The organism is Paenibacillus sp. FSL L8-0708 (assembly GCF_038009325.1).
In the GTDB taxonomy this organism is placed as follows: Bacteria; Bacillota; Bacilli; order Paenibacillales; family Paenibacillaceae; genus Paenibacillus_AQ; species Paenibacillus_AQ odorifer.
The window spans coordinates 345,447-366,118 of record NZ_JBBPBC010000001.1; the positions used below are offsets into that span (position 1 = coordinate 345,447).

The window sequence follows — 20,672 nt, forward strand, 5'->3', positions numbered from 1 at the left end:
CGATGGGACATTCAACCATTTATCCAACTGGAGCAACCGTATATAACCCGAACAAAGCCTGGAGTGGCTATACCGTATTTCAAGCTGGTGAAGAAGGTGTTGTACTGATTGATATGAACGGTAAAGAGGTGCATTTGTGGAAGGGGCTGCTTGGATTTCCGGCTAAAATCTTCCCGGGTGGTTATGTGCTGGGCAGCACAGGAAGAAGAGATCCTAAATTCGGAATACAGGATAATGTAGATCTGGTACAGGTGGACTGGGATGGGAACATCGTGTGGAAATATAACAGCTATGAACATATAGAAGATCCGGGCTATGAACCCCTCTGGTATGCCCGCCAGCATCATGACTATCAGCGCGAAGGCAATCCGGTCGGATATTTTGCACCGGGGCTTGACCCCAAGGTAGACAGTGGAAAAACGCTAATTCTTGCTCATAAAAACATCTACAATCCTCAAATCTCTGACAAACAATTGCTTGATGACACGATCCTTGAGGTGGACTGGGAGGGGAATATCGTCTGGGAGTGGGCTCCAAATGAACATTTTGATGAGCTAGGCTTTGATGAAGCGGCCAAAAATGTACTATTTCGTGATCCTAACTCACGCTCTTTCGGAAATCTAGGTGGTGGTGTTGGAGACTGGCTGCATATCAATTCGGCTTCTTATGTAGGACCCAATAAGTTTTACGATGCAGGGGATGAGCGTTTCCATCCGGATAACGTGATCTGGGATGCGCGTGAAGCAAATATTATTGCGATCACGGATAAGCGTACCGGAGCCATCGTTTGGAGAATCGGTCCGGATTACTCGCTGCCAGAAGTGAAGCATATCGACTGGATCATTGGCCAGCATCATGCGCACATCATTCCGAAAGGTTTGCCGGGAGAAGGCAACTTACTTGTATTCGATAACGGGGGCTGGGGCGGTTATGGTCTTCCAAATCCATCTTCTCCTTTTGGGCAAAAAAATGCACTCCGCGACCACTCGCGAATTCTGGAGATTAATCCCGTGACTTTTGAGATAGAGTGGCAATATACAGCGGCAGAAGCAGGTTTCTCTGTCCCAACCGATTCTTATAAATTCTACAGTCCATATATCAGCTCCGCTCAACGGCTTCCGAATGGCAACACCTTAATTACAGAAGGTTCTAACGGCAGACTCTTTGAAGTTACTCCAGAACATGAACTGGTATGGGAATATATTTCGCCATTTACGGACTCCAGAAATACCAACATGGTCTATCGTTCCTACCGTGTGCCTTATGCATGGGTACCACAGCTGGAAACGCCAGTTGAACAAGCGATTGAGCCAATAGACGTAACGCAGTTCAGAGTCCCGGGGTCTGCACCTAAAGGATCGGATTCTGTGGTAAGTGTGGCGACAACCCTGCCATTTATTGAAGGAGCTGCTTGTGTGGCGACGACGGATGAAGGCAGCAGCCGCAAGGTAAATTAACAAATTTGAGGAGATGTGTCGGTTGAAAAAATCATGGATCAGCTCAAGCTTTCTGCTCTTATCTTTATCAGTGGTTATCTTTTTATCGGGCTGCAGCTCCAAGGGCGACGCGTCTGCCTCTAATGCCGCTAAAGAGGGAGCGGCGAATAGCAAAGAAGAGACATTAAAGATAAAAATTGCTGACATCAATACGAATCCCACTTTTCGGGTGGCACTAGATAAAGGCATCTTTGCCAAACACGGGATTGACGCTGAACTGATCAACTTTGGCTCCCCTGCGGAAGGTGTAAATGCCCTTTTTATTAAACAGGTGGATGTGGCTTTCGGGGCAGACTTCCCCTTGCTGAACGCAGTGGCGAAGGGCGATTATGCTATTATCGCCTCGGCGGGATTAGCGACTGATGAAGCGTCCACTGAATGGAAATTGTTCGTACAGGATGATATTCAGAAGGCTGAAGATTTGAAAGGGAAAAAGCTGAGTTTCATACGCGGCACCTTCATTCCGTACCTTTGGGATGAATATTTGAAAGAGCATAATGCTGCTCTCGGTGATGTGGAGTTAATAGGACAGGGTGCCTTTGATGAAGCTTATATCGCTTTGAAGCAAGGTGCTGTGGATGGAGCATGGTTTTATGGTTCGGTTCTGAATGATAAGCTCTATGCACTTAAAGGTGTTCATGAACTGACGGATATGTCTAAAACCACGGTTCGATTGGGGATGGGGATTGTAACGGGAAATGATTTTGCGGCTAAGAATCCGCAAGGTATAGCGAATTTCCTAGCAGCGGTGGATGAAGCCGGAGCCTATGCTCAGGCTCACCCAGATGAGGTTGCTGATCTGATGTATAAGAAAGTGAAGCAGCCTAAGGAATCAACGATAAAAGATCTGCCGAATAATCCGTGGGCACTAGGATTTACTCAAGCAGCGTATGACAGTTTGACCAAGCAGAAGAAATATATGGTCGACAACGGAATCATTGAGAAGGATTTCGATCTGGATAGTAAACTGAATCTTGAGCCGCTGGCGAAGGCATTGCCAGAAGAGGTTACGTACAAGAAATAGGGGGGTTCAGCATGTCATTACCTGCTAAGCAGCATACCATTCATATTGAGCAGCTCCGTAAAAGCTACAGCGAACCGACTGCTGGGGACGTTCACTACATTATAAAAGATGTAGATCTCGTAATTAAAGGTGGGCAATTCTTCATTCTACTCGGGCCGAGTGGTTGCGGGAAATCAACACTGCTGAATATGATCGCCGGGTTTGTCTCCAAATCCGGTGGGCATCTACGGGTGGATAATGTAGAGGTGAATAAGCCTGGCAGAGATCGGGCGGTTGTGTTCCAACAGGCGGATTCCTCCTTATTCCCTTGGTTAACCGTCCGTCAGAATGTGGAGTTCGGATTGCGGATGAAGAAAATCGCAAAGGCGGAACGGCATACAATATCGGATAGGTTCATCGGGCTTGTTGGGCTGAACGGGCATGAGGAGAAGTTCCCGAAGGAGCTGTCTGGGGGTATGAAGCAGCGTGTTCAGCTGGCTCGGGTGCTGGCGAATGATCCAGCGATTCTGCTGATGGATGAGCCATTTGGTGCACTGGATGCGATGACGCGCCGAACGATGCAGAAGGAATTGGTCAATATTTGGCGCCAGACACATAAGACGGTGATTTTTGTAACTCATGATATTCAGGAGGCGTTATTGCTGGGAGAACGAATTGGTATTATGTCAGTAGGACCGTCCTCTAATATTACGGATATTTATGACAATACACTTCCGTATCCGCGGGACGTAACCTCACCGGAATTCTACTCGTTATACAATCAAATTCAAGGTCATTTCGAAGAATAGGATAGGGTGAGACAGATGAGGAAATGGGTGGAGAAGAAGTGGGTTTCCGTAACCCTTCTATGGATTACCGCGCTCTGCGTCTGGCAGCTTGGAGCTGTAATCTATGGCCCCGATGTGATCCCCGGACCATGGAGTACACTTAAAGGCGGACGGGAGCTGCTGGAAGACGGAACCTTGCTGCAATATATCGGAATTAGCTTTTACCGGGTGCTCATTGCTTGGGTACTCGGCAGTTTACTGGCGATTCCCGTAGGACTAATCATTGGGAAGGTGAACTTGATCCGTATTTTTGCGGAGCCTTTCCTGAACTTTATCCGTTTTATCCCGCCGATTGCATTCATTACTTTGTTCCTAGTATGGTTTGGTATTGGGGAGCAGTCGAAGATTGCGTTAATTATGTACGCTACCTTTTTTATCGTGGTGCTGAATACTTTAACCGGTGTGATGTCCGTGGAAGAGGACAAAATCCGCTCAGCCCGCAGTATGGGCGCCAGTGAGTGGCAAATTCTGATTCATGTGGTCGTTCCGGCGACGATCCCTTATATTTTTACGGGTATCCGGTTAGCGATGGGCACCTCATATATGGCGATTATCGGCGCGGAAATGATTGCTTCGAACGAAGGTGTAGGTTATCTGATCTGGAATTCCCGGTTGTTTTTCCGTACGGATTGGATCTTTGTCGGGTTATTCTGCCTTGGCTTTATGGGCTTCTTTACGGATCGGCTTTTTGGCTGGTTCGGTAAGAAGGTGCTTTACAGATACGGTGTTGTCAGTGTGGCAGCGCGTAGACGGTAGTTATATTCATACATGTAAAACTGCCTGGAAATGTCGGGCAGTTTTTTACTTGGACTGAAGTTTATACGAATATTTTTTGTCATTGTAATTAAATTGGATGGAATCCAGTGATGAGGGATTAAGAGAATAATCATTTATTTTTTCTTTGTTGCCAGTCAGAAGATTATAAATATAAACTTCGTAACTATAGCTACCATCTGCATTTCCAGGAAGTATGGAAACCGATAGATAAAGTTTTTCTTTTTCATCAACTGCATAACTATAAAATTTACCTCCAGATGAATGGAATTGAGCAATTTCTTTATTAGATGTTGGATCGTCTACTTTCATCACCCAAGCTTGTTCTCGTATCGGCTGAGCTCCATCAGTGAAAATGGAAAAGGTATGATAGAGGATATAATCATCTAATCCAAAAACGCCGCTAACCACCAGAACAGCATCGCCATCATTTAAAGGTAACGTCAATAGCTTCTTGGACTTTTCTATAGCTAGTGTTTTTTCATTAGGAGAACTTAAATAGAAAGTGAATGGCTCTGTTGGAAAATAAAATGGATTTGCTTCTGTTCCAGGGGCAATGTTCATTTTTGGGGCTGGCAACCATACGATACCGGCAGAGGTATTGACAGCGTAGTTGTATTGTTCTGTATTCTGATCACGTAATGGGAGGGTGTAAAGATCACTGTTTATTTGAATGATTTTATTACTTGTATCTGGCGTGTTATTTTTAGGAGGAGTAGCTGCATTGTTGCAAGCTGAGATAAGCAAAGTACATAGAAATAAACCTGTTACCATCTGAATTTTTGTAAACGGCATTTTTCAAGCTCCTCTGAGGGTCATTTCTTATTATGAATAAATACTACTATACATCAGTAAAGTTCTATTTTAGTGTAATTAATGTAATTATTTTCATAAAAACATTTCTAAGGGAAACGGCGGTCATCTAAAAAAGACGACAGGTCGTTTCTTTTTATTTACAAATATTCCTATTCTCCTTAATGCCGCGAAAATAGTACACGCCTATACTGCAATTGGGTGCCTAACAGTTGGACATAAAGAAGCCCGCAAATAAGAAATAGGAGTGAAGGGGAAATCATGAAAAAAGGGATCAAAAATCAATTATCGATGGGTCTAATGTTATCCTTGCTCGTCCTGTTGCTTGCTGCTTGTGGAAATTCAGCCAAGGCTGAAGAAACAACGAATGGAAAGGCTGGCACCAAAGAATTAAGTCTGACTGAGATCGAGAGTAAAGCTAAAGAAGAGGGCAGTGTCGTCAGTGTGGGGATGCCGGATTCTTGGGCGAACTGGAAAGATACATGGAGTGATATGAACAGTAAGTATGGTCTTACACATTCGGATACCGATATGTCGAGCGCGGAGGAAATTGCCAAGTTTGATGCGGAAAAAGACAAACCAACGGCCGACATCGGAGATGTGGGGATTGCGTTTGGCTCGGTTGCCGTGGATAAAGGGGTAACCCAGCCTTATAAAACATCCTACTGGGATGAAATCCCCGATTGGGCTAAGGATAAGGACGGGAATTGGATCGTCGGCTATCAAGGCACCATTTCTTTTCTGACTAACACTAAGCTCGTGGCGAATCCACCGAAGAGCTGGGAAGATCTGAAGAACGGTAACTACAAAATCATCGTTGGTGATGTAACCAAGGCTGCTCAAGCACAGATGGCTGTATTGGCCGCAGCGATTGCCTTTGGTGGCGATGAGTCGAACATTGAACCGGGGATTGCTTTTTTCGAGGATTTAGCTAAAAAAGGACGTCTCTCCAATGCAGAAGCTTCCCTTGCCAACATTGAAAAAGGGGAAGTAGAAGTTACCCTGCTGTGGGATTTCAACGCTTTGAACTATAGAGACCAGATCAACAAAGATGGCTTCGCAGTAGCCATTCCTCAGGAAGGCAGTGTCGTGAGCGGGTATGCCACGATCATCAACAAATATGCGCCGCATCCTAACGCGGCGAAGCTTACACGCCAATACATCCTTAGCGATGAAGGACAGATTAATCTTGCCAAAGGTTACGCTCGTCCGATCCGTGACAGTGTAACGTTGCCGGATGATGTTGCAGCTAAGCTACTGCCAAAAGAGGAATATGTTAACGCTAAGCCTGTTGGTGATTACAAGGTATGGGAAGAGACGGCAAAAACCATTCCTCAATTGTGGCAGGAACGTGTGCTTGTACATTTGAATTAGTATTCATTTCTCCCCAAAAAAGAAGCAGGGCGCCTTCGTCATGATGCCGTAAGGCGCCTTTGTTCTATTCCCGCGACAAGGAGCGAGTAAGATGAAACAAAGAAGCCGCGGTGTGATCCTGGCACTTATTCCATTTGCACTAATGGTGTTAGCCTTTCAACTGGTACCTATACTATCCATGCTGACGGGAAGCTTTCGCACAGCGGACGGAACGGGATTTACGTTAGGCAATTATCTGCATGCGTTGCAAAGTGCCTATTACATGCAGGCGATTAAGAACAGTCTGCTAATCTCCATAATCTCAAGTCTGATAGGGATCATTGTCGGACTTTTTTGTGCTTATTGCATTACCCGGTTTACCCCGAGAGTACGCGATAGACTTCTGATGCTGTCGAATATGACCTCTAACTTCGCAGGTGTTCCGCTGGCTTTTGCTTATATCATTTTGCTCGGAAATAATGGGGTGTTTACACTCTTATTTAAACAGTGGGGCTGGAGTGTTTTTGCCGATTTTGATCTATATAGCTGGTCAGGTCTAATACTGGTGTATGTATACTTTCAGGTTCCGTTAGCCTTACTGCTTTTGTACCCGTCCTTTTACGGAATTCGTGAGCAGTGGAGAGAGGCAGCTTCCTTACTGGGGGCTGGGCCTTGGCAGTTCTGGAAGACGATTGGCCTGCCTATTCTAACTCCGGCGATCTTCGGCACACTTGGAATTCTTTTTGCTAATGCAATGGGGGCTTATGCCACGGCTTACGCATTGGTTGGCGGAAATTACAATCTGTTGGCGGTACGTATCGGTTCACTGATTGCCGGAGATGTGGTTACACAGCCACAAATGGGGAGTACGCTTGCTGTTCTGCTTGGTCTGACTACGATTTTGGCGGTTTATCTGAACCATTTAATGGTGCGGCGTGCGGAGAGGTTCGGAACGAAAGCACTCAGTAAACCGGATGTGAAAATCAAAGCTTCCCGGCGTTTATGGACAGCTCGTGAGGAGGCAGGGCAATGAATATACGCAAAGCAGGCTTTGCTCCACGCACCTTCATGCTGCTGCTCATGGTGTATTTGCTGCTTCCTCTTTTGGCAACGGGCATTTATGCTTTTGCACAAGATTGGCAGAATACCTTGCTGCCCCGAGCTTGGACGCTGAATTGGTTTGGGGAAATGTTTGAGGATATTCGCTTTCTGGAGGCGCTTTGGACCTCGCTTTATTTATGCCTGATCAGCGTGGTGCTGAGTCTAGCCGTGATGCTGCCAGCTGTTTTTGTCATCACCCTCTATTTTCCGCGTTGGGAGAGCTTTATGAAAGGTATTGTTGTTTTGCCTTATGCGGTGCCTGGTGTTGTGGCTGCGGTAGGTCTTATTCGTACCTATTCTTCTGGACCCTTTGATATCGCTGGAACAGCGTATTTATTAGTGGGGGCATATTTTGTGGTCATCCTTCCCTATATGTATCAGGGCATTCGCAATAGTCTGTTAACGGTTAATGCCGTTGAACTGCTGCATGCTGCGGAGCTGCTTGGTGCCCGCCGAAGAACGGCCTTCGTGAATGTGATTTTGCCTAATATATGGCCTGGGGTTATCGTCTCTACACTGTTATCATTTTCAGTTCTATTCGGCGAATTTGTCCTTACGAACATGTTAGTTGGCGGACATATTCAGACGATTCAGGTATATCTATATCAAAGGGTTGGTGAAAGTGGACATTTAGCCAGCGCGATTGCGATCTCTTATTTTCTGTTTATTCTAATTCTTTCGATGGTACTCATGAAGCTCGGTAAAAAGATGGGAGGGGGCGTTAAGGGATGAATGATTATCTAAAGCTGCAGGGTGTACGCAAAATGTTTGGGAATACCTGTGTGTTAGACGATGTTGATTTGGAGATCCGTGAAGGTGAACTTGTGACACTGCTAGGCCCCTCCGGTTGTGGAAAAAGCACATTGCTACGCTGCATAGCCGGTCTTTCAGAGCTGGATGGCGGCAGAATTCTTTTGGAAAATAAAGATCTGGGAAGTTTGCCGCCCCGTAAGCGCGAGGTAGGAATGGTGTTTCAGTCTTATGCCTTGTTCCCCAATCTGACGGTGAGCCAAAATATCGAGTATGGAATGAAAATGCGGGGGTTATCGAAATCAGCCCGCTATCATCGCTGCGCAGAATTGCTGGCATTGGTCGATCTGGAGGATAAACGGGATGTATATCCGCAGTCTCTCTCCGGTGGACAGCAGCAGCGGGTAGCGCTGGCTCGTTCTCTAGCGGTGCAGCCCAAAGTATTGCTGCTGGATGAACCCTTAAGCGCACTAGATGCTAAGATACGCAAGAATTTACGTGCTGAAATTCGTGATATCCAAAAAAGGTTTAACATGACGACACTATTCGTGACGCATGATCAGGAGGAAGCGCTGATTCTTTCTGACCGCATCTGTATTATGAACGGTGGCCGGATTGTGCAGGATGGCACACCTGAGGGGTTGTACTCCGCACCACGGACAGAGTTCGTTGCCCGGTTTATGGGCAGTTACAATGTATTGACCCGATCAGAAGTGATGACGTTGTTCCGGGGGATAGATAGCACGAAGGACCGCTTTGCTATTCGGCCTGAGGCGGTTACGCTGCTGCATGAGGGCGCGGGACTTCACGAGGTTGCTGCCGGAGTGCAACTGGTGGATGGCATCATTAAATCTGTCTCTGTGTTGGGCAATATTATTAGGTGTACGGTAGAGGTGGAAGACATTTGCTTAACGGTTGATCTTTTAAATGACGGACGCTGGCTGAGGCTGGTGGAAGGGGCTAACGTCACCTTGGCTCTGAACCCTTCTGAGCTGCTGCATCTGGAACGAGAGGGAGCGTAATAAGATGACTGAAATGAACAATAAACTTATTGTGGTAGTGTTGGACGGACTTAGATATGAGGCCGCACGTGAATATATGGGGTATATGGAGCATCTGGTGGAGCAGGGGAAAATATCATGTCACCGAGTGAAATCGGAACTGCCTAGTCTGTCACGCCCGCTTTATGAAGTGCTCTTGACGGGGACACCTGTGTCCAAAAATGGAATTACGGCTAACCATATTGTGAGACCAAGCCATGAAGAGAGCGTATTCCATCTGGCAGTGGCCGCTAATTTGCGCACAGCTGCTGTCGCCTATCATTGGGTCAGTGAGCTTTATAATTCGGCCCCTTTTGATCCGCTGGCTGATCGCCATCAGCACAATGTGATGAAGCCCATTCAGCATGGCAGCTTTTATTTCGAGGATCATTATCCCGACAGTCATGTGTTTGCCGACGCGGTGTATTTACGGAGTGCCTATGATCCGCATTTCCTATACATTCACTCCATGAATATAGATGACGCCGGGCATCGATATGGCGGAGAGAGTAAAGAATATGAGCTTTCAGTGCGTAATGCCGACGGTCTGCTGGCCACTGTTTTGCCTATTTGGATGGAACAGGGCTATAAGATTATGATTACGGCAGATCACGGAATGAACGCAAATGGGTACCACGGCGGGATAACCCCTTCCGAGCGAGATGTGCCATTATATACGTTTGGGGTAGATGTATTATCTTCGGAAAAAGAGGAAGAAGTGCTGCCACAGCTGCGAATGGCTCCTTTAATGTGCCACTGTTTGGGGCTGGCCCCTTCAGCAGCAATGAGTAAGGAGGGCTTGCCTCCACTTGTGCAGAAGCAATCCCATGACAAAGTGGAAGAACCTTTGCCGTTGGTATGAAATAAAATAATTAGCACGAGAAAAATCATATATTTTACCCAATTAGGAGGTTGTCTATTGAGCGCTTCTAAAGCTATGAAATGGATTACGGGTTCCTGTGAAATTATTTTGGCAATTCCAATCCTGGGTGCTGCTATTGTTATTGGCACGGGGTATTCCGTTCTGGGGTTGATGTTTATTCTACATGTGATTACATTGATTTTATCTTCAAGAGACCGTGAGTCTATCTACGGTTCAGTGCTAGGAATTATAACTTCTTTATTGGCATGGATTCCTTTTGTGGGCTGGTTCTTGCACTTAATTACTGGGATTCTGTTGATGGTGAGTGGAGGACAGAAGTCCCGTTATCCGTCGAACCATATCTATCCACAATGATGTAAAATGACTTCAATACAGCCCAATTCGGACGTTTGTCCGGTTGGGCTGTATTCATGTTATAATGAGGGCACATTTTAGCAGTAAGCACAGAGAGGAGGCGCATCCATATGGAAATAACCGCACAAGAAGTAGCAGAATGGATGGTGAAGGAGATTCGTTTTACGGGTACCTTGCATCAGACGGCGGCGATTGAATATGTGAAAGAGAATTTTGGAGAACAATTTGTATTTGTGAATGAGAACGGCAATGCCTCACTCTCCAAAGAAGTGAAGAAAGCTTTCCGGAAACTCCATGGCGGGAGAATTGCTTGGGATCGAGACGGGTTCTTGTGGGCTTGGACCTAGGTTTTGCGTTTAAAAAACATTTATAAACTGTTCAACTTATATAATGAGATGAAAAACGGACCATGCATGTACTGCAATGGCCCGTCTTTTTGCATTCTTTTTAGTTAGATATATTCTGTCATTCCCTGTTCCTTTAGAAGCTCCACGATATCTTTGACTGACTGCGCTTTATCCTTGGGACAGATTAATAGTGCATCCCCAGTATCCGCAATGATGAACCCGTCTACACCAATGGTCGTGATCAGTCTGCCATTTCCATAGATGATTGAATTATGGGTATCTATCCCCACATGATTTGCTTTTATAATGTTGCCTGCATCATCCGGAGGGAAGATTGAACCCAGTGCATCCCAGCTGCCGATATCATTCCAGCCAAACTGCCCGGAAAGCACGACAACTTCATCAGAGCGTTCTAAAATGCCGTAATCAATCGAAATATTCTGAAGCGTTGGATAGATGGCATTAATAACTTCCTCTTCCTGATCTGTACCCAAACAATCACTGATGGGCAGCATGGTTTTGTAGAGTCGAGGTAGATAACGTTTGAAATTATCAATAATGACAGAGGTCTGCCAAATAAAAATCCCACTATTCCATAGATAATTACCGGATGCCAGATAACTCTGTGCATTCTGAAAGTTTGGTTTCTCTACAAATTCATCTACATCATATACAGCCACTGGGCTTGTCGCAATCGGCGTCTTATCAAAGGCAATATAGCCGTAGCCAGTAGATGGGAAAGTAGGCTTGATTCCGATGGTTACTATTTTGTCTGACTCCATGGCAACAGTACAGGCTTCGTCTAGTGTAAGACGGAATTGTTCCTCATCCGTTATATAGTGATCGGAAGGCAGGACGACCATTAAGGAATTGCCATGAGATTTCTCTATAGATAATGCTGCAAAAAGAATGCTAGCGGCTGTATTTCGCGCCACAGGTTCAATTAGAATATTAGCTTTGAGAACGCTGCTGTGCATAATACTCTCCAACAATACTGCTTGGGTACGATTAGTAACGATAACTGTATTCTCCTGAGGAATAATCCCTTTGAAGCGTTCAATCGTATCGTTTAGCATAATGTCGTTGCCACTAATATTCAGCAGCTGCTTTGGGATTTCTTGTCTGGACAGGGGCCAAAACCGTGTTCCGCCCCCGCCGGCTAGGATTGTAGCATATTTATTCATGATGCATCACCAACCGGGCAATTGTGAAGGATATAATACTCTCCGAGCCTTGGTTCAGGTTGAGTCCCGCGGCATGGATGCCGTCATAACAAGCACCAGTCTGCGCATCGATCAGAGGGATTCCCAAGGAATTATGCCCTAGATACCAGTTGTAGCATAATTCTGCTTGCGTAAGATAGGCGGGGTCCTCAAGAACAACAGCTGCTTCCCGGCAGGCCAGCAGCATCTCGCAGGCTTCAATGGGCTGTTCATCATAGGGTGCAGCCAGCCCATCACGCAGCAGCCAGCCATGGCTGCCGATCGGTTTATAGTAACCTTTGCTGGAGAAGGTGGTGGAAGCTAGGAAATCCAGGCTTTCCTTGGCGGTCTCCCGCAGGTCTTTATTCCCGGAGATCAGGAAGGCCCGAAGCAGAGCCCAGGGCAGCATGGAATTGCCATAAGTGATGCTGTTCTCGAACCAATTCCAGCCGTGCCCCTTATAGCGGGTATATTGATTATGCAGCCGAACCGCAATATTTTCGATCAGACTCTCAATGGTTGCCCTTGGCAGAAAGGCGGCTTCTTCGGTCGTGTTTTCAGTATGCGGGTATGGAAAAGCATAACCTAATGAGCCCGGTGCTTCGGTAAGATAACTTAGGCCGATGATGGCATAGGCTCCAGCCCGAGGTGAGCCCAAGGCTTCCAGATGCGGCAGTGCCTGATTGATCAAATACCGGCAGGTATTCATCAGGTTATCGGGCAGGGAAGCAGCATGCGACAGGGCGAACCCGAGTGCCCACAAGGTACGTCCCTGGCAATCTTCAGAACCTTTATCCTCTATAAAGGAGCGGTTATAATCCATGAAATTGCGAAAATTGCCGTCCGCTGTCTGGGAATGATAGATAAAAGAGATATACGTATGAATGAGATCGAGTGCCACGGCATCCCGGGAATTCTCGTACATTAAGACCGCAGCAATCAGGGCGCGGGCGTTATCATCGGTAGTGTAGCCCTTGGAACGGTCCGGAACCCCAAACTTGGTATGCTGAAAGATTCCTGTATCGTCCGTGATTCTGCGGAGATAGCCTGGTTTAGCCTGTACTGTGGTGGAGGTTTCCATTAAATCACGCTCCGATCAGCTGACGCCGAGCTCTGGATATGGCTGTGGAACAAGGCGGCATAGATTTTGGCGATTTCGTTCCAGCGCATAGTGAGCCCGAGCTTCAACGTACGGTCTTCCATCGTTTGCACCAGGGCGGGGCTATTCAGCAAGCGCAAAATGCAGGCTTCCAAGGAAGCAGAATCATGAAAATCAGCCAGTAGACCGCGGCCTTCTGCCAACATTTCCTGGGCGTAGCGGTAAGGGGTCGACACGATGACCCGGCCATAACCGACTCCGTAGGCCAGGGTGCCGCTGACGGCCTGATCCTTACCCAGATAAGGAGTCACATAGATATCTGACATGACCAAGGACTCTATTACTTCTTCTTGGGTCAGCAACTTATCGACGAATTGGACATTGTCCTGCAGGTCAAACATTTCTACGAGGTCCGTCAGTTTCTGGCGGTAAACTTCGCCGGATTCCAGCTTGACGACCGGATGGGTCTTGCCCCAGACAATGTAAAGTGCTTCGGGATGTCGCTTGACCACGCCGCGCATAGCTTCGATGCTGTATTCAATCCCTTTGCCGGGACTGAGGAAGCCGAAGGTGGAGAGGATTTTGCGGTCTGGATAACCGTATTGTGCTTTGAGGCTGGAGCGTGAAGCTGTGCTCACTTGAGGGACACCGTGATGGATGAATGTAATTTTGGAAACTGGGATCTCATAAATAGTAGATAAATCAGTAAGGGTTGATTCCGCCATCGTCACGACCTGCACGCTACGCTCGGCCAGACATCGGATGATCTGATGCTGCTTAGGGGAGGGCTTGGTCAACACTGTGTGAAAAACAACAACATACGGAATGTTCAAACGTTCGACAAAGGGCAGCAGGTATTCACCGCTTTCTCCGCCGTAGATGCCAAATTCATGTTGGATGACCAACAAATCGGCATCAGAATTGTTGAGGAAATCGGCCGTATCTATATAATCTGCGTAATTATGCTGGTCGATCTGCCGTATTACCTGCTGATCGTAAGCGTAGGTTTCATTGTTGTTTATGGCAATAATCCGGGGCGGGTTGAAGCCGGGAAGGTGGATAAGTTCATCTAGCAGATCCTGTGTGAACGTGGCGATACCGCACTCTCGCGGCAGACTGGTTCCTAGGAACACGATGTTGTGATTACGGACTGTATTTTTCATTCAAAGAGCCTCCCTAATGGTCTTGCGATTGGTCTGGATACAAAAAAAGAAAATAAAGAAGACTTTATTTTCTGAATAGGGAAAGGTATTTGTTTTTTCTGAAATTAGAAATGTTGCAAATTATTTCCTAATCCCACTGTAACATGACCATTTAATCTTGTCAATTTAATTGACTCCTTGGGTGAGTGCGGATATATTATGGGAGGAGGTGGATGAATGCCAGTCATACGCAGTAAACTGAGCGAGGTCATGCTGAGGCATGATCCGAAATTATCGATCCGTAAGCTTGCCAAAGAGATCAATTACCACTTTGATTCAGTACGCCGAATGTACAAGAATGAGATGGTGCAGTATCCAAGGGATCTGCTGCTAAAATTATGTGTATACTTTAATGTCCAGCCCGGCGAGCTGATCGCCATGGATGCGGAAGACAACGATTGGGTAATCGATCGTTCAAATGATTATGAGGAGGACGATGATGACAAGGAACCCGGCACGGACAGCCACCTGTAAGCAGCTTCTGGATACATATCATGCCGGACGCGGTACAACCATAGTAAATAAACTGACGTTCACCGGTGTCGGGCACCGGGATGTCTATAATATAACCGCCCCGTTTATGTATAACGGGGAGGAAGTACTAATGGGAAGAGTTGAGGAACGGGACAGTGAGTTCTCTCAAGTCTTCTTTTTTACATGCCATGATGGAGTCTGGAGGCCTCGTGCGCATACGCATACGTACAATTTACAGGACCCGTGCTGGACCCGGATCAGGGGGGAACTTATTGTGGGCGGGGTGGAAGTGATTACGGCAGCGGATGATCCGCACCGGATTACCTCCTGGGTGACCCAATTCTACCGGGGGTATCACATCGATTCTTTAACCCACTTTTCTTCAGGTCCCGGCACGATGAAGGATATCCGGCTTATCGAGCTTGATAATGGCAGTGTAGGCGTATTTACCCGGCCACAGGGCGAACGGGGTGGGCGAGGACAGATTGGGTTCACAGTGATTCCTTCGCTGGACGAACTGAATGAGCAGACCTTTATTGATGCCGAGGTGCTTCAGGATCAATTCGTGCCCGAAGAGTGGGGGGGAGCCAATGAAGCTCATCTGCTGCGGGGTGGAATGGTGGGCGTATTGGGCCACATTGCTTGCTTCGATAGCGCCGGAAACAAACACTATTATGCCATGGCTTTTTCGCTGAATCCTGAGACTTATAAAGCAACTCCGGTCAAAATAATTGCAGTCCGCAGTGATTTTCCGGCGGGCCCGGGCAAGCGCAAGGAACTGGAGGATGTCATCTTTAGCGGTGGCTTGAAACGTCTTGGAGGAGGCCGGGCGGTATTATCTGTAGGGGTGAGTGATGCTGAAGCATATGAGATTGAGATCGCGGACCCTTTTGACGAATACGAATCCTAGCATTCTTCCAGTTGGTTTGACTAGATTATATGGTCATGTTACACTTAGTGTGACAAGAATTTATGGTCAAAGAGAGCGGGAAACTCAATGAATAAGTTTATTCAATTCAACACACGTAAGACTGACACCAAGTCCAACATCAATCAGGCGCGTAAGCAAGGACGTATTCCGGCTGTATTATATGGTATTGGTAAAGAGACTCTGACGTTGGAAGTGAATGAAAAAGAACTTCTGGACATTCTCAAAAAGAATCCGCGCGCAATTCTGCAAGGTAAGGTATCGGAAGAGCTAGAGGTTCCGGTCGTGGTTCAGAACATTCAGAAGGATACCCTGTCCGGCAAAATTCTGCATATTGATTTCCAACATGTAAATATGAAAAAGAGCATGGACAGCAAGGTGACTATTCATTTTGCAGGTGAAGCCGTAGGGATTAAAGCAGGCGGTACGCTTCAGGTTGAAATTTATGAAGTGGAAGTTCGCTGTATGCCTGAAGATCTGCCTACCTCCATGGAAGTCGATATCAGCGGACTGGATATTGGCGACCAGTTGCTAGTCTCTGATCTGATCTTCAAGGACGGTATTGAAGTGTTGACCGAACCGTCAACCGTAATGATCCAGATCAAGACCGTGCATGAAGAAGAGGAAGAAGAAGCAGTAGTAACTCCAGCTTAAACATATATTTTTATAAAAAAGGCAAGTTTCCAGGGAAGAGGAAACTTGCTTTTTTTGCGTTGAATCATACAGGAACTTCTCGTTGGTCCTTTGCCATAGGGGAACTACATAACGGGCAGGGCTTTGAGGTTAAATGATCCTCAGCTCCGCCCGCTTTCATGCGTGTCCAGCCAGGACAGGTACTGCTGGTACAATTCCATACCGGAACGACATGGGTTCTTGTCGCAGTTGTCCGGCTGGTTGGTAAGGATCTTGTTGTCACTGTTCTGCTCACCGTAGTCGTTGCTGTGGAAGAAACGGCAGAGCGGAAGGCTGATAACATGAAGCGGGAGACCTCTGCTTTTTTGCCTCGATGCCTCGCAGGTGAACTGATAAATAGCTCTTCCCGGGCTCTAGTAACAGCTACGTAAGCCAGTCTTCGCTCCTCTTCCAGGGCAGCCAAGCTTGAACTCCCACTATTTGCAGCGGCCAGCTTGCGGTCTTTGAGCCGGTCGCCCTCCAGTGCGGAGCTATGCGGGAGAATTCCTTCAGAGGCTCCAATCAAAAAGACCACAGGAAACTCTAATCCCTTGGATTTGTGAATGGTCATAAGCGCGATCCGATTCCCTTGTTCTTTGGTGCCCGGCTGACGATTATGTTCATTACGTTCCGTAACATTATCTATGAAATCCAGAAAGGCAGGAATACTATCAAATCGCTCTGCAGACGATTCTAGTTCATCTAGCATTTCTTTTAACGTTTCGCGATGCAAGGTTGCTTGATGCCGCTCATTCGCTTCGATGAAATAATCATAGAATTGCGTGCGGACCTGGCGAATCGCTTGGACTGGGGTTAACTCGCGCATATTGCGAATTAGATCCAGCCGCTCTCTAAGCTTAGTGCCCTTGAAATCCTCCATGCCGGGCATGGACAACAGATGGATTAGTGGGCCTTGCTTTGGTTGTCTGGCTTCCATCTGCCGGATGTGATTCATACCTTTTTCACGGTTCATATAAAGAGTAGGCAGGATGTTCTCCATAGCCGCAAAATTCCGCCGATTCACGGAGAGACGCATATGATCCACGACCGGGGAAATTAGCCAGTGTTCGTACAGTAATTGCCCTTCTCCATAATCAATATAGGGAATATCGCGTAAAAGAAGTAATTCCAGAACGGCCCGGTTGCTGCTGGACGCTCTATATAACATGGCGAAGTCGCTATATTCTCTTTTGCCGCTCGAAACCTCGTTTAAAATATGCTCAACCATCTGCTCGGCTTCCTCGTCTGCTGTCTGGGGACGCATATACCGGGGCTGACTCCCGCTGCCTTTGGCAGCTTGCAGGGTTTTGGAACGCCGGCGCGTATTGTGCCGGATAATACCGTTGCCGAGTCCGACTATAGCTGGACCAGAACGGTAATTAATATCAAGTGTAATAACCCTTGCTCCCGGGTACAGCTTCTCGAATTCCAGAATGAATTCACTGCGTGCCCCGTTGAAGGAATAAATCGTCTGGTCATCGTCGCCAACCACCATCAGATTATGCTGCGGGTGAGCAATCATTTTGACTAACTCGTACTGCAGGGCATTGGTATCCTGAAACTCATCCACCATCACGTATAGATATCTCATCTGCAATTCCTGTAAAAGCGTAGGACGCTCCTTTAGCATCCGATAGGCGATTAAGAGGACATCGTCGAAGTCGATTTTGAAATTGTCTAGTTTCCATTGTTCGTAGATTTCCAGAATGGATTTCATTTCTTTTTCAGCGGTGGTTCCTTCAGGCAAGCCTTCTGCGGTACCCATGTTCATCTTGCAGGAAGAGAGCAGGGAGAGTAGCGTTTCCGGTGGATAGGCATCTTTAGGTAGCCCTAGCTCACGCATGATTTGTTTCAACAGGATGTGCTGGCGCCGCGTCTCACTGAAAATCTCTTGCTGCAATCCTTGTCTGCGCAAGAAAAATAAGAAAAAGGAATGAAACGTGCGGGCCTGCAGCCGCGCGACGTCCGCTGGGCCTACTCCCGGTAATAGGGCGATCCGTTCGCGCATTTCCGCCGCAGCTTTACTCGAAAAAGTCAGCAATAGCAGCTGACTTGGCGAGACACCGCGCACGGACAACAAATAACCGGTTCGGCAGATCAGAACCGAGGTTTTGCCGGAGCCTGCGCCGGCCAGTGTTAGAAGCGGCCCTTTATGATGCCGTACCGCAGAAATCTGCGGACGGTTGAGCAGGATGCCGCCTTCTTCCAGCCTGCGAAAATAAGCGGAGTCCTCATCCTCCCGCTTCACCAGCTCTTGGCTTGTCTGCGCTGAGGCCACAGCCGCTTGCGGGATCCGCTCACCAGTAGCTCCCAGTGGGATATTATGAAATAAAAGCTTATTCAATAGATTCACCTTCATTATTTCTGTATAGAGTGGTCTCAACAAATCTAGTTCTATGATGTTTGAGTTCATCTTAAAATGTGCCGAAAATTTAGCCAATCTACAATATACCATCCCAGGCTTTTTACTGCACAGGAAAAGTGTTGGATATTGAGCCAGTAAAAATATGGGGACTGGTGTGGGAGTGGGACACAACGATGGTATAAATCCCGCAGATTGGGTGGAAAGTGGCTGCGTGGGCGGAATGTACGGTATAAATCCCGCAGATTGGGTGGAATGTGACTGAGTGGGCGGAATGTGAGGCATAAATCCCGTAGATTAGCTGGAATGTGGCTACGTGGACGGAATGTACGGTATAAATCCCGCAGATTAGCTGGAATGTGACTGGGTGGACGGAATGTACGGTATAAATCCCGTAGATTAGCTGGAATGTGGCTGCGTGGACGGAATGTACGGTATAAATCCCGCAGATTAGTTGGAATGTGACTGGGTGGACGGAATGTACGGTATAAATCCCGCAGATTAGCTGGAATGTGACTGGGTGGACGGAATGTACGGTATAAATCCCGTAGATTAGCTGGAATGTGGCTACGTGGACGGAATGTACCGTATAAATCCCGTAGATTGGATGGAAAGTGGCTGCGTGGGCGGAATGTACGGTATAAATCCCGTAGATTGGATGGAAAGTGACTACGTGGGCGGAATGTACGGTATAAATCCCGTAGATTAGCTGGAATGTGGCTGCGTGGGTGGAATGTACGGTATAAATCCCGTAGATTAACTGGAATATGACTGGGTGGGCGGAATGAGAGGCAAAAATGCCCTAAATAAGGGCGAATCCGCCTCCGTAAGCGAAAAGAGAGGCATTTATGCCCTAGAAAGAAGCAGAAGAGGAGCTGGGACGTGGAAGAGAGGCAAAAATGCTCTAGACGAGGGCCAATCCACCTCCATAAGCGAAAAAATGGGCATATTTGCCCCAGTAAAGGGCGCCGGGTGCAGGTCTATTTCTATTTTTATAATATAAAAATTTCTGCCCGCGCATCGCAGGCTTGTCCAGCGCACATTTGCCACTCTCCTGAACAATTCTGTGATGCCCATTCCCTTTTCCTATCATGCTCATATCCTAAAGCAAAAACATGATATGGAGATGACCCTATGCCCTCGCCCAGTAAGGCCCGCATCAGACATGCCGTTACTATAGATGTACTGATTCCCGCGATTGAAAAAGATTTACAGACCCTTCCCCATGTGATTGACGCTGTTAGAAAGCAGGTTAAGCATCCCATCGGCCGGATATTAATTGTTGCTCCCAAAAAGAAACGGATGATTGAGTTCTGCCGCACAAAAGGCTGTACCTTTATTGACGAGAATACGGTGCTGCCGATTACGAAAAAAGACATTCATTACCGCTCACGCACCTGGGAACGTTCCGGCTGGCTATTCCAACAGCTGCTGAAGCTGAATGGCGACAAGCTCTGCACAGCGGATTATTTTTTGGTCATTGATGCCGATACCGTTCTGATCACCCCCCACCATTTTCGGGCGAATGGCAAGACACTCTTTTACAGCCGGAACTGGAGCCAACCACAGTATTTTGTAACCTATAGGAAACTCATGGGCCGCAAGGTGACCGCAAAATCATCATTTGTGACCCATTATATGCTGTTTGAACGCAGTCAATTGGCTCAAATGAAAAGAGAGATAGAAGCAAAACACCAAATGCCCTGGTATCGAGCTATTTTACACAGTATGAACCGCTCCAAGCAATTTGCCTTTTCCGAATTCGAAACCTATGCCAATTACCTGTATTCGAAGAATCGCGAGGAAATGAAGATTCAAAAAGCGCGTAATAAAGGTCTCCATATGAATGCAGGACAGCTATCCAAGCAGAAAGTGAATCAGCTGGCTGAGAAGTATAGATCATTGTCTTTTCATAAACGAAAGGGGTATGTGAGAACACCGGGGGCTAAATCCAGGGCAGGGGGGCGATAG

At 47.0% G+C, this 20,672-nt stretch carries 21 protein-coding genes; 16 read left to right on the forward strand and 5 right to left on the reverse strand.

Going from position 1 to position 20,672, the window contains the following annotated elements:
- Positions 1–2: 2 nt before the first annotated feature.
- Genes NYE58_RS01555 through NYE58_RS01570 form a run of 4 tightly spaced genes read left to right on the forward strand, consistent with a single transcriptional unit; the run spans position 3 to position 4,103 of the window.
- Positions 3–1,457, forward strand: a complete 1,455-nt coding sequence (locus NYE58_RS01555) for an aryl-sulfate sulfotransferase (RefSeq protein ID WP_341000937.1) — start codon at positions 3–5, stop codon at positions 1,455–1,457.
- A 22-nt stretch (positions 1,458–1,479) separates the two neighbouring features.
- Positions 1,480–2,520 carry an ABC transporter substrate-binding protein gene (locus NYE58_RS01560; RefSeq protein WP_341000938.1) on the forward strand — a complete coding sequence of 347 codons (1,041 nt, stop codon included), beginning with the start codon at positions 1,480–1,482 and terminating at the stop codon, positions 2,518–2,520.
- 11 nt (positions 2,521–2,531) lie between these two features.
- The gene (locus NYE58_RS01565) at positions 2,532–3,308 is read left to right on the forward strand and encodes an ABC transporter ATP-binding protein (protein WP_341000939.1); all 777 of its coding nucleotides are present in this window, start codon (positions 2,532–2,534) and stop codon (positions 3,306–3,308) included.
- 15 nt (positions 3,309–3,323) lie between these two features.
- Complete coding sequence (locus NYE58_RS01570; protein WP_341000940.1) at positions 3,324–4,103, forward strand: ABC transporter permease; 780 nt, start codon at positions 3,324–3,326, stop codon at positions 4,101–4,103.
- Between the two features lie 45 nt (positions 4,104–4,148).
- Here the strand turns inward: NYE58_RS01570 and NYE58_RS01575 are convergent, their stop codons facing one another.
- Positions 4,149–4,916 (reverse strand): hypothetical protein, encoded by a 768-nt coding sequence (locus NYE58_RS01575; RefSeq protein WP_341000941.1) that lies wholly within the window; start codon positions 4,914–4,916, stop codon positions 4,149–4,151.
- A 279-nt stretch (positions 4,917–5,195) separates the two neighbouring features.
- Between NYE58_RS01575 and NYE58_RS01580 the strand changes: the two genes are divergently transcribed.
- From NYE58_RS01580 to NYE58_RS01610, 7 genes are all read left to right on the forward strand, one after another.
- Entirely contained in the window at positions 5,196–6,308 is a 1,113-nt protein-coding gene (locus NYE58_RS01580; protein ID WP_341000942.1) for an ABC transporter substrate-binding protein, read from the forward strand.
- A gap of 91 nt (positions 6,309–6,399) precedes the next feature.
- Positions 6,400–7,320 carry an ABC transporter permease gene (locus NYE58_RS01585; protein WP_341000943.1) on the forward strand — a complete coding sequence of 307 codons (921 nt, stop codon included), beginning with the start codon at positions 6,400–6,402 and terminating at the stop codon, positions 7,318–7,320.
- The gene (locus NYE58_RS01590) at positions 7,317–8,120 is read left to right on the forward strand and encodes an ABC transporter permease (RefSeq protein ID WP_076186152.1); all 804 of its coding nucleotides are present in this window, start codon (positions 7,317–7,319) and stop codon (positions 8,118–8,120) included. Before NYE58_RS01585 ends, NYE58_RS01590 begins: the two co-directional genes overlap by 4 nt.
- Positions 8,117–9,160 carry an ABC transporter ATP-binding protein gene (locus NYE58_RS01595; RefSeq protein ID WP_341000944.1) on the forward strand — a complete coding sequence of 348 codons (1,044 nt, stop codon included), beginning with the start codon at positions 8,117–8,119 and terminating at the stop codon, positions 9,158–9,160. The genes NYE58_RS01590 and NYE58_RS01595 overlap by 4 nt, the downstream gene beginning before the upstream one ends.
- Before the next feature lie 4 nt (positions 9,161–9,164).
- Positions 9,165–10,040 carry an alkaline phosphatase family protein gene (locus NYE58_RS01600; protein WP_341000946.1) on the forward strand — a complete coding sequence of 292 codons (876 nt, stop codon included), beginning with the start codon at positions 9,165–9,167 and terminating at the stop codon, positions 10,038–10,040.
- Positions 10,041–10,097: 57 nt separating this feature from the next.
- Positions 10,098–10,415, forward strand: a complete 318-nt coding sequence (locus NYE58_RS01605; protein WP_036687337.1) for a hypothetical protein — start codon at positions 10,098–10,100, stop codon at positions 10,413–10,415.
- 110 nt (positions 10,416–10,525) lie between these two features.
- The gene (locus NYE58_RS01610; protein ID WP_036687339.1) at positions 10,526–10,762 is read left to right on the forward strand and encodes a DUF6953 family protein; all 237 of its coding nucleotides are present in this window, start codon (positions 10,526–10,528) and stop codon (positions 10,760–10,762) included.
- A gap of 104 nt (positions 10,763–10,866) precedes the next feature.
- Here the strand turns inward: NYE58_RS01610 and NYE58_RS01615 are convergent, their stop codons facing one another.
- Genes NYE58_RS01615 through NYE58_RS01625 form a run of 3 tightly spaced genes read right to left on the reverse strand, consistent with a single transcriptional unit; the run spans position 10,867 to position 14,226 of the window.
- A complete protein-coding gene (locus tag NYE58_RS01615; RefSeq protein WP_036687341.1) occupies positions 10,867–11,946 on the reverse strand; it encodes a mannose-1-phosphate guanylyltransferase in 1,080 nt (359 codons plus the stop codon).
- A complete protein-coding gene (locus tag NYE58_RS01620; protein ID WP_341000948.1) occupies positions 11,939–13,045 on the reverse strand; it encodes a glycosyltransferase in 1,107 nt (368 codons plus the stop codon). Before NYE58_RS01620 ends, NYE58_RS01615 begins: the two co-directional genes overlap by 8 nt.
- Positions 13,045–14,226 (reverse strand): glycosyltransferase family 4 protein, encoded by a 1,182-nt coding sequence (locus tag NYE58_RS01625; protein ID WP_341000950.1) that lies wholly within the window; start codon positions 14,224–14,226, stop codon positions 13,045–13,047. Before NYE58_RS01625 ends, NYE58_RS01620 begins: the two co-directional genes overlap by 1 nt.
- Before the next feature lie 216 nt (positions 14,227–14,442).
- Here NYE58_RS01625 and NYE58_RS01630 point away from each other — a divergent pair, with 216 nt between their 5' ends.
- From NYE58_RS01630 to NYE58_RS01640, 3 genes are all read left to right on the forward strand, one after another.
- Complete coding sequence (locus NYE58_RS01630) at positions 14,443–14,739, forward strand: helix-turn-helix domain-containing protein (protein ID WP_076127054.1); 297 nt, start codon at positions 14,443–14,445, stop codon at positions 14,737–14,739.
- Entirely contained in the window at positions 14,702–15,649 is a 948-nt protein-coding gene (locus NYE58_RS01635; protein ID WP_139330081.1) for a DUF1861 family protein, read from the forward strand. The genes NYE58_RS01630 and NYE58_RS01635 overlap by 38 nt, the downstream gene beginning before the upstream one ends.
- An 87-nt stretch (positions 15,650–15,736) precedes the next feature.
- The gene (locus tag NYE58_RS01640; protein ID WP_076101172.1) at positions 15,737–16,321 is read left to right on the forward strand and encodes a 50S ribosomal protein L25; all 585 of its coding nucleotides are present in this window, start codon (positions 15,737–15,739) and stop codon (positions 16,319–16,321) included.
- Between the two features lie 64 nt (positions 16,322–16,385).
- Here the strand turns inward: NYE58_RS01640 and NYE58_RS01645 are convergent, their stop codons facing one another.
- On the reverse strand, positions 16,386–18,683 hold the full coding sequence (locus NYE58_RS01645; RefSeq protein WP_445671778.1) for a UvrD-helicase domain-containing protein: 2,298 nt from the start codon (positions 18,681–18,683) through the stop codon (positions 16,386–16,388).
- A gap of 802 nt (positions 18,684–19,485) precedes the next feature.
- Here NYE58_RS01645 and NYE58_RS01650 point away from each other — a divergent pair.
- Both NYE58_RS01650 and NYE58_RS01655 read left to right on the forward strand, forming a co-directional pair.
- Complete coding sequence (locus NYE58_RS01650) at positions 19,486–19,704, forward strand: hypothetical protein (RefSeq protein WP_341000953.1); 219 nt, start codon at positions 19,486–19,488, stop codon at positions 19,702–19,704.
- 131 nt (positions 19,705–19,835) lie between these two features.
- Positions 19,836–20,672, forward strand: coding sequence for a DUF6492 family protein (locus tag NYE58_RS01655; protein WP_341000954.1), 837 nt, complete (start codon positions 19,836–19,838; stop codon positions 20,670–20,672).

Excerpts from the sequence above, each read along its gene's own strand:
- NYE58_RS01625 (WP_341000950.1), bottom strand. The coding sequence starts at position 14,226 with ATGAAAAATACAGTCCGTAATCACAACATCGTGTTCCTAGGAACCAGT.
- NYE58_RS01555 (WP_341000937.1), top strand. The coding sequence starts at position 3 with ATGGGACATTCAACCATTTATCCAACTGGAGCAACCGTATATAACCCG.
- NYE58_RS01585 (WP_341000943.1), top strand. The coding sequence starts at position 6,400 with ATGAAACAAAGAAGCCGCGGTGTGATCCTGGCACTTATTCCATTTGCA.
- NYE58_RS01655 (WP_341000954.1), top strand. The coding sequence starts at position 19,836 with ATGCCCTCGCCCAGTAAGGCCCGCATCAGACATGCCGTTACTATAGAT.
- NYE58_RS01650 (WP_341000953.1), top strand. The coding sequence starts at position 19,486 with ATGAGAGGCAAAAATGCCCTAAATAAGGGCGAATCCGCCTCCGTAAGC.
- NYE58_RS01590 (WP_076186152.1), top strand. The coding sequence starts at position 7,317 with ATGAATATACGCAAAGCAGGCTTTGCTCCACGCACCTTCATGCTGCTG.
- NYE58_RS01565 (WP_341000939.1), top strand. The coding sequence starts at position 2,532 with ATGTCATTACCTGCTAAGCAGCATACCATTCATATTGAGCAGCTCCGT.
- NYE58_RS01615 (WP_036687341.1), bottom strand. The coding sequence starts at position 11,946 with ATGAATAAATATGCTACAATCCTAGCCGGCGGGGGCGGAACACGGTTT.
- NYE58_RS01580 (WP_341000942.1), top strand. The coding sequence starts at position 5,196 with ATGAAAAAAGGGATCAAAAATCAATTATCGATGGGTCTAATGTTATCC.
- NYE58_RS01635 (WP_139330081.1), top strand. The coding sequence starts at position 14,702 with ATGATGACAAGGAACCCGGCACGGACAGCCACCTGTAAGCAGCTTCTG.
- NYE58_RS01620 (WP_341000948.1), bottom strand. The coding sequence starts at position 13,045 with ATGGAAACCTCCACCACAGTACAGGCTAAACCAGGCTATCTCCGCAGA.
- NYE58_RS01640 (WP_076101172.1), top strand. The coding sequence starts at position 15,737 with ATGAATAAGTTTATTCAATTCAACACACGTAAGACTGACACCAAGTCC.
- NYE58_RS01610 (WP_036687339.1), top strand. The coding sequence starts at position 10,526 with ATGGAAATAACCGCACAAGAAGTAGCAGAATGGATGGTGAAGGAGATT.
- NYE58_RS01575 (WP_341000941.1), bottom strand. The coding sequence starts at position 4,916 with ATGCCGTTTACAAAAATTCAGATGGTAACAGGTTTATTTCTATGTACT.
- NYE58_RS01630 (WP_076127054.1), top strand. The coding sequence starts at position 14,443 with ATGCCAGTCATACGCAGTAAACTGAGCGAGGTCATGCTGAGGCATGAT.
- NYE58_RS01570 (WP_341000940.1), top strand. The coding sequence starts at position 3,324 with ATGAGGAAATGGGTGGAGAAGAAGTGGGTTTCCGTAACCCTTCTATGG.
- NYE58_RS01600 (WP_341000946.1), top strand. The coding sequence starts at position 9,165 with ATGACTGAAATGAACAATAAACTTATTGTGGTAGTGTTGGACGGACTT.
- NYE58_RS01595 (WP_341000944.1), top strand. The coding sequence starts at position 8,117 with ATGAATGATTATCTAAAGCTGCAGGGTGTACGCAAAATGTTTGGGAAT.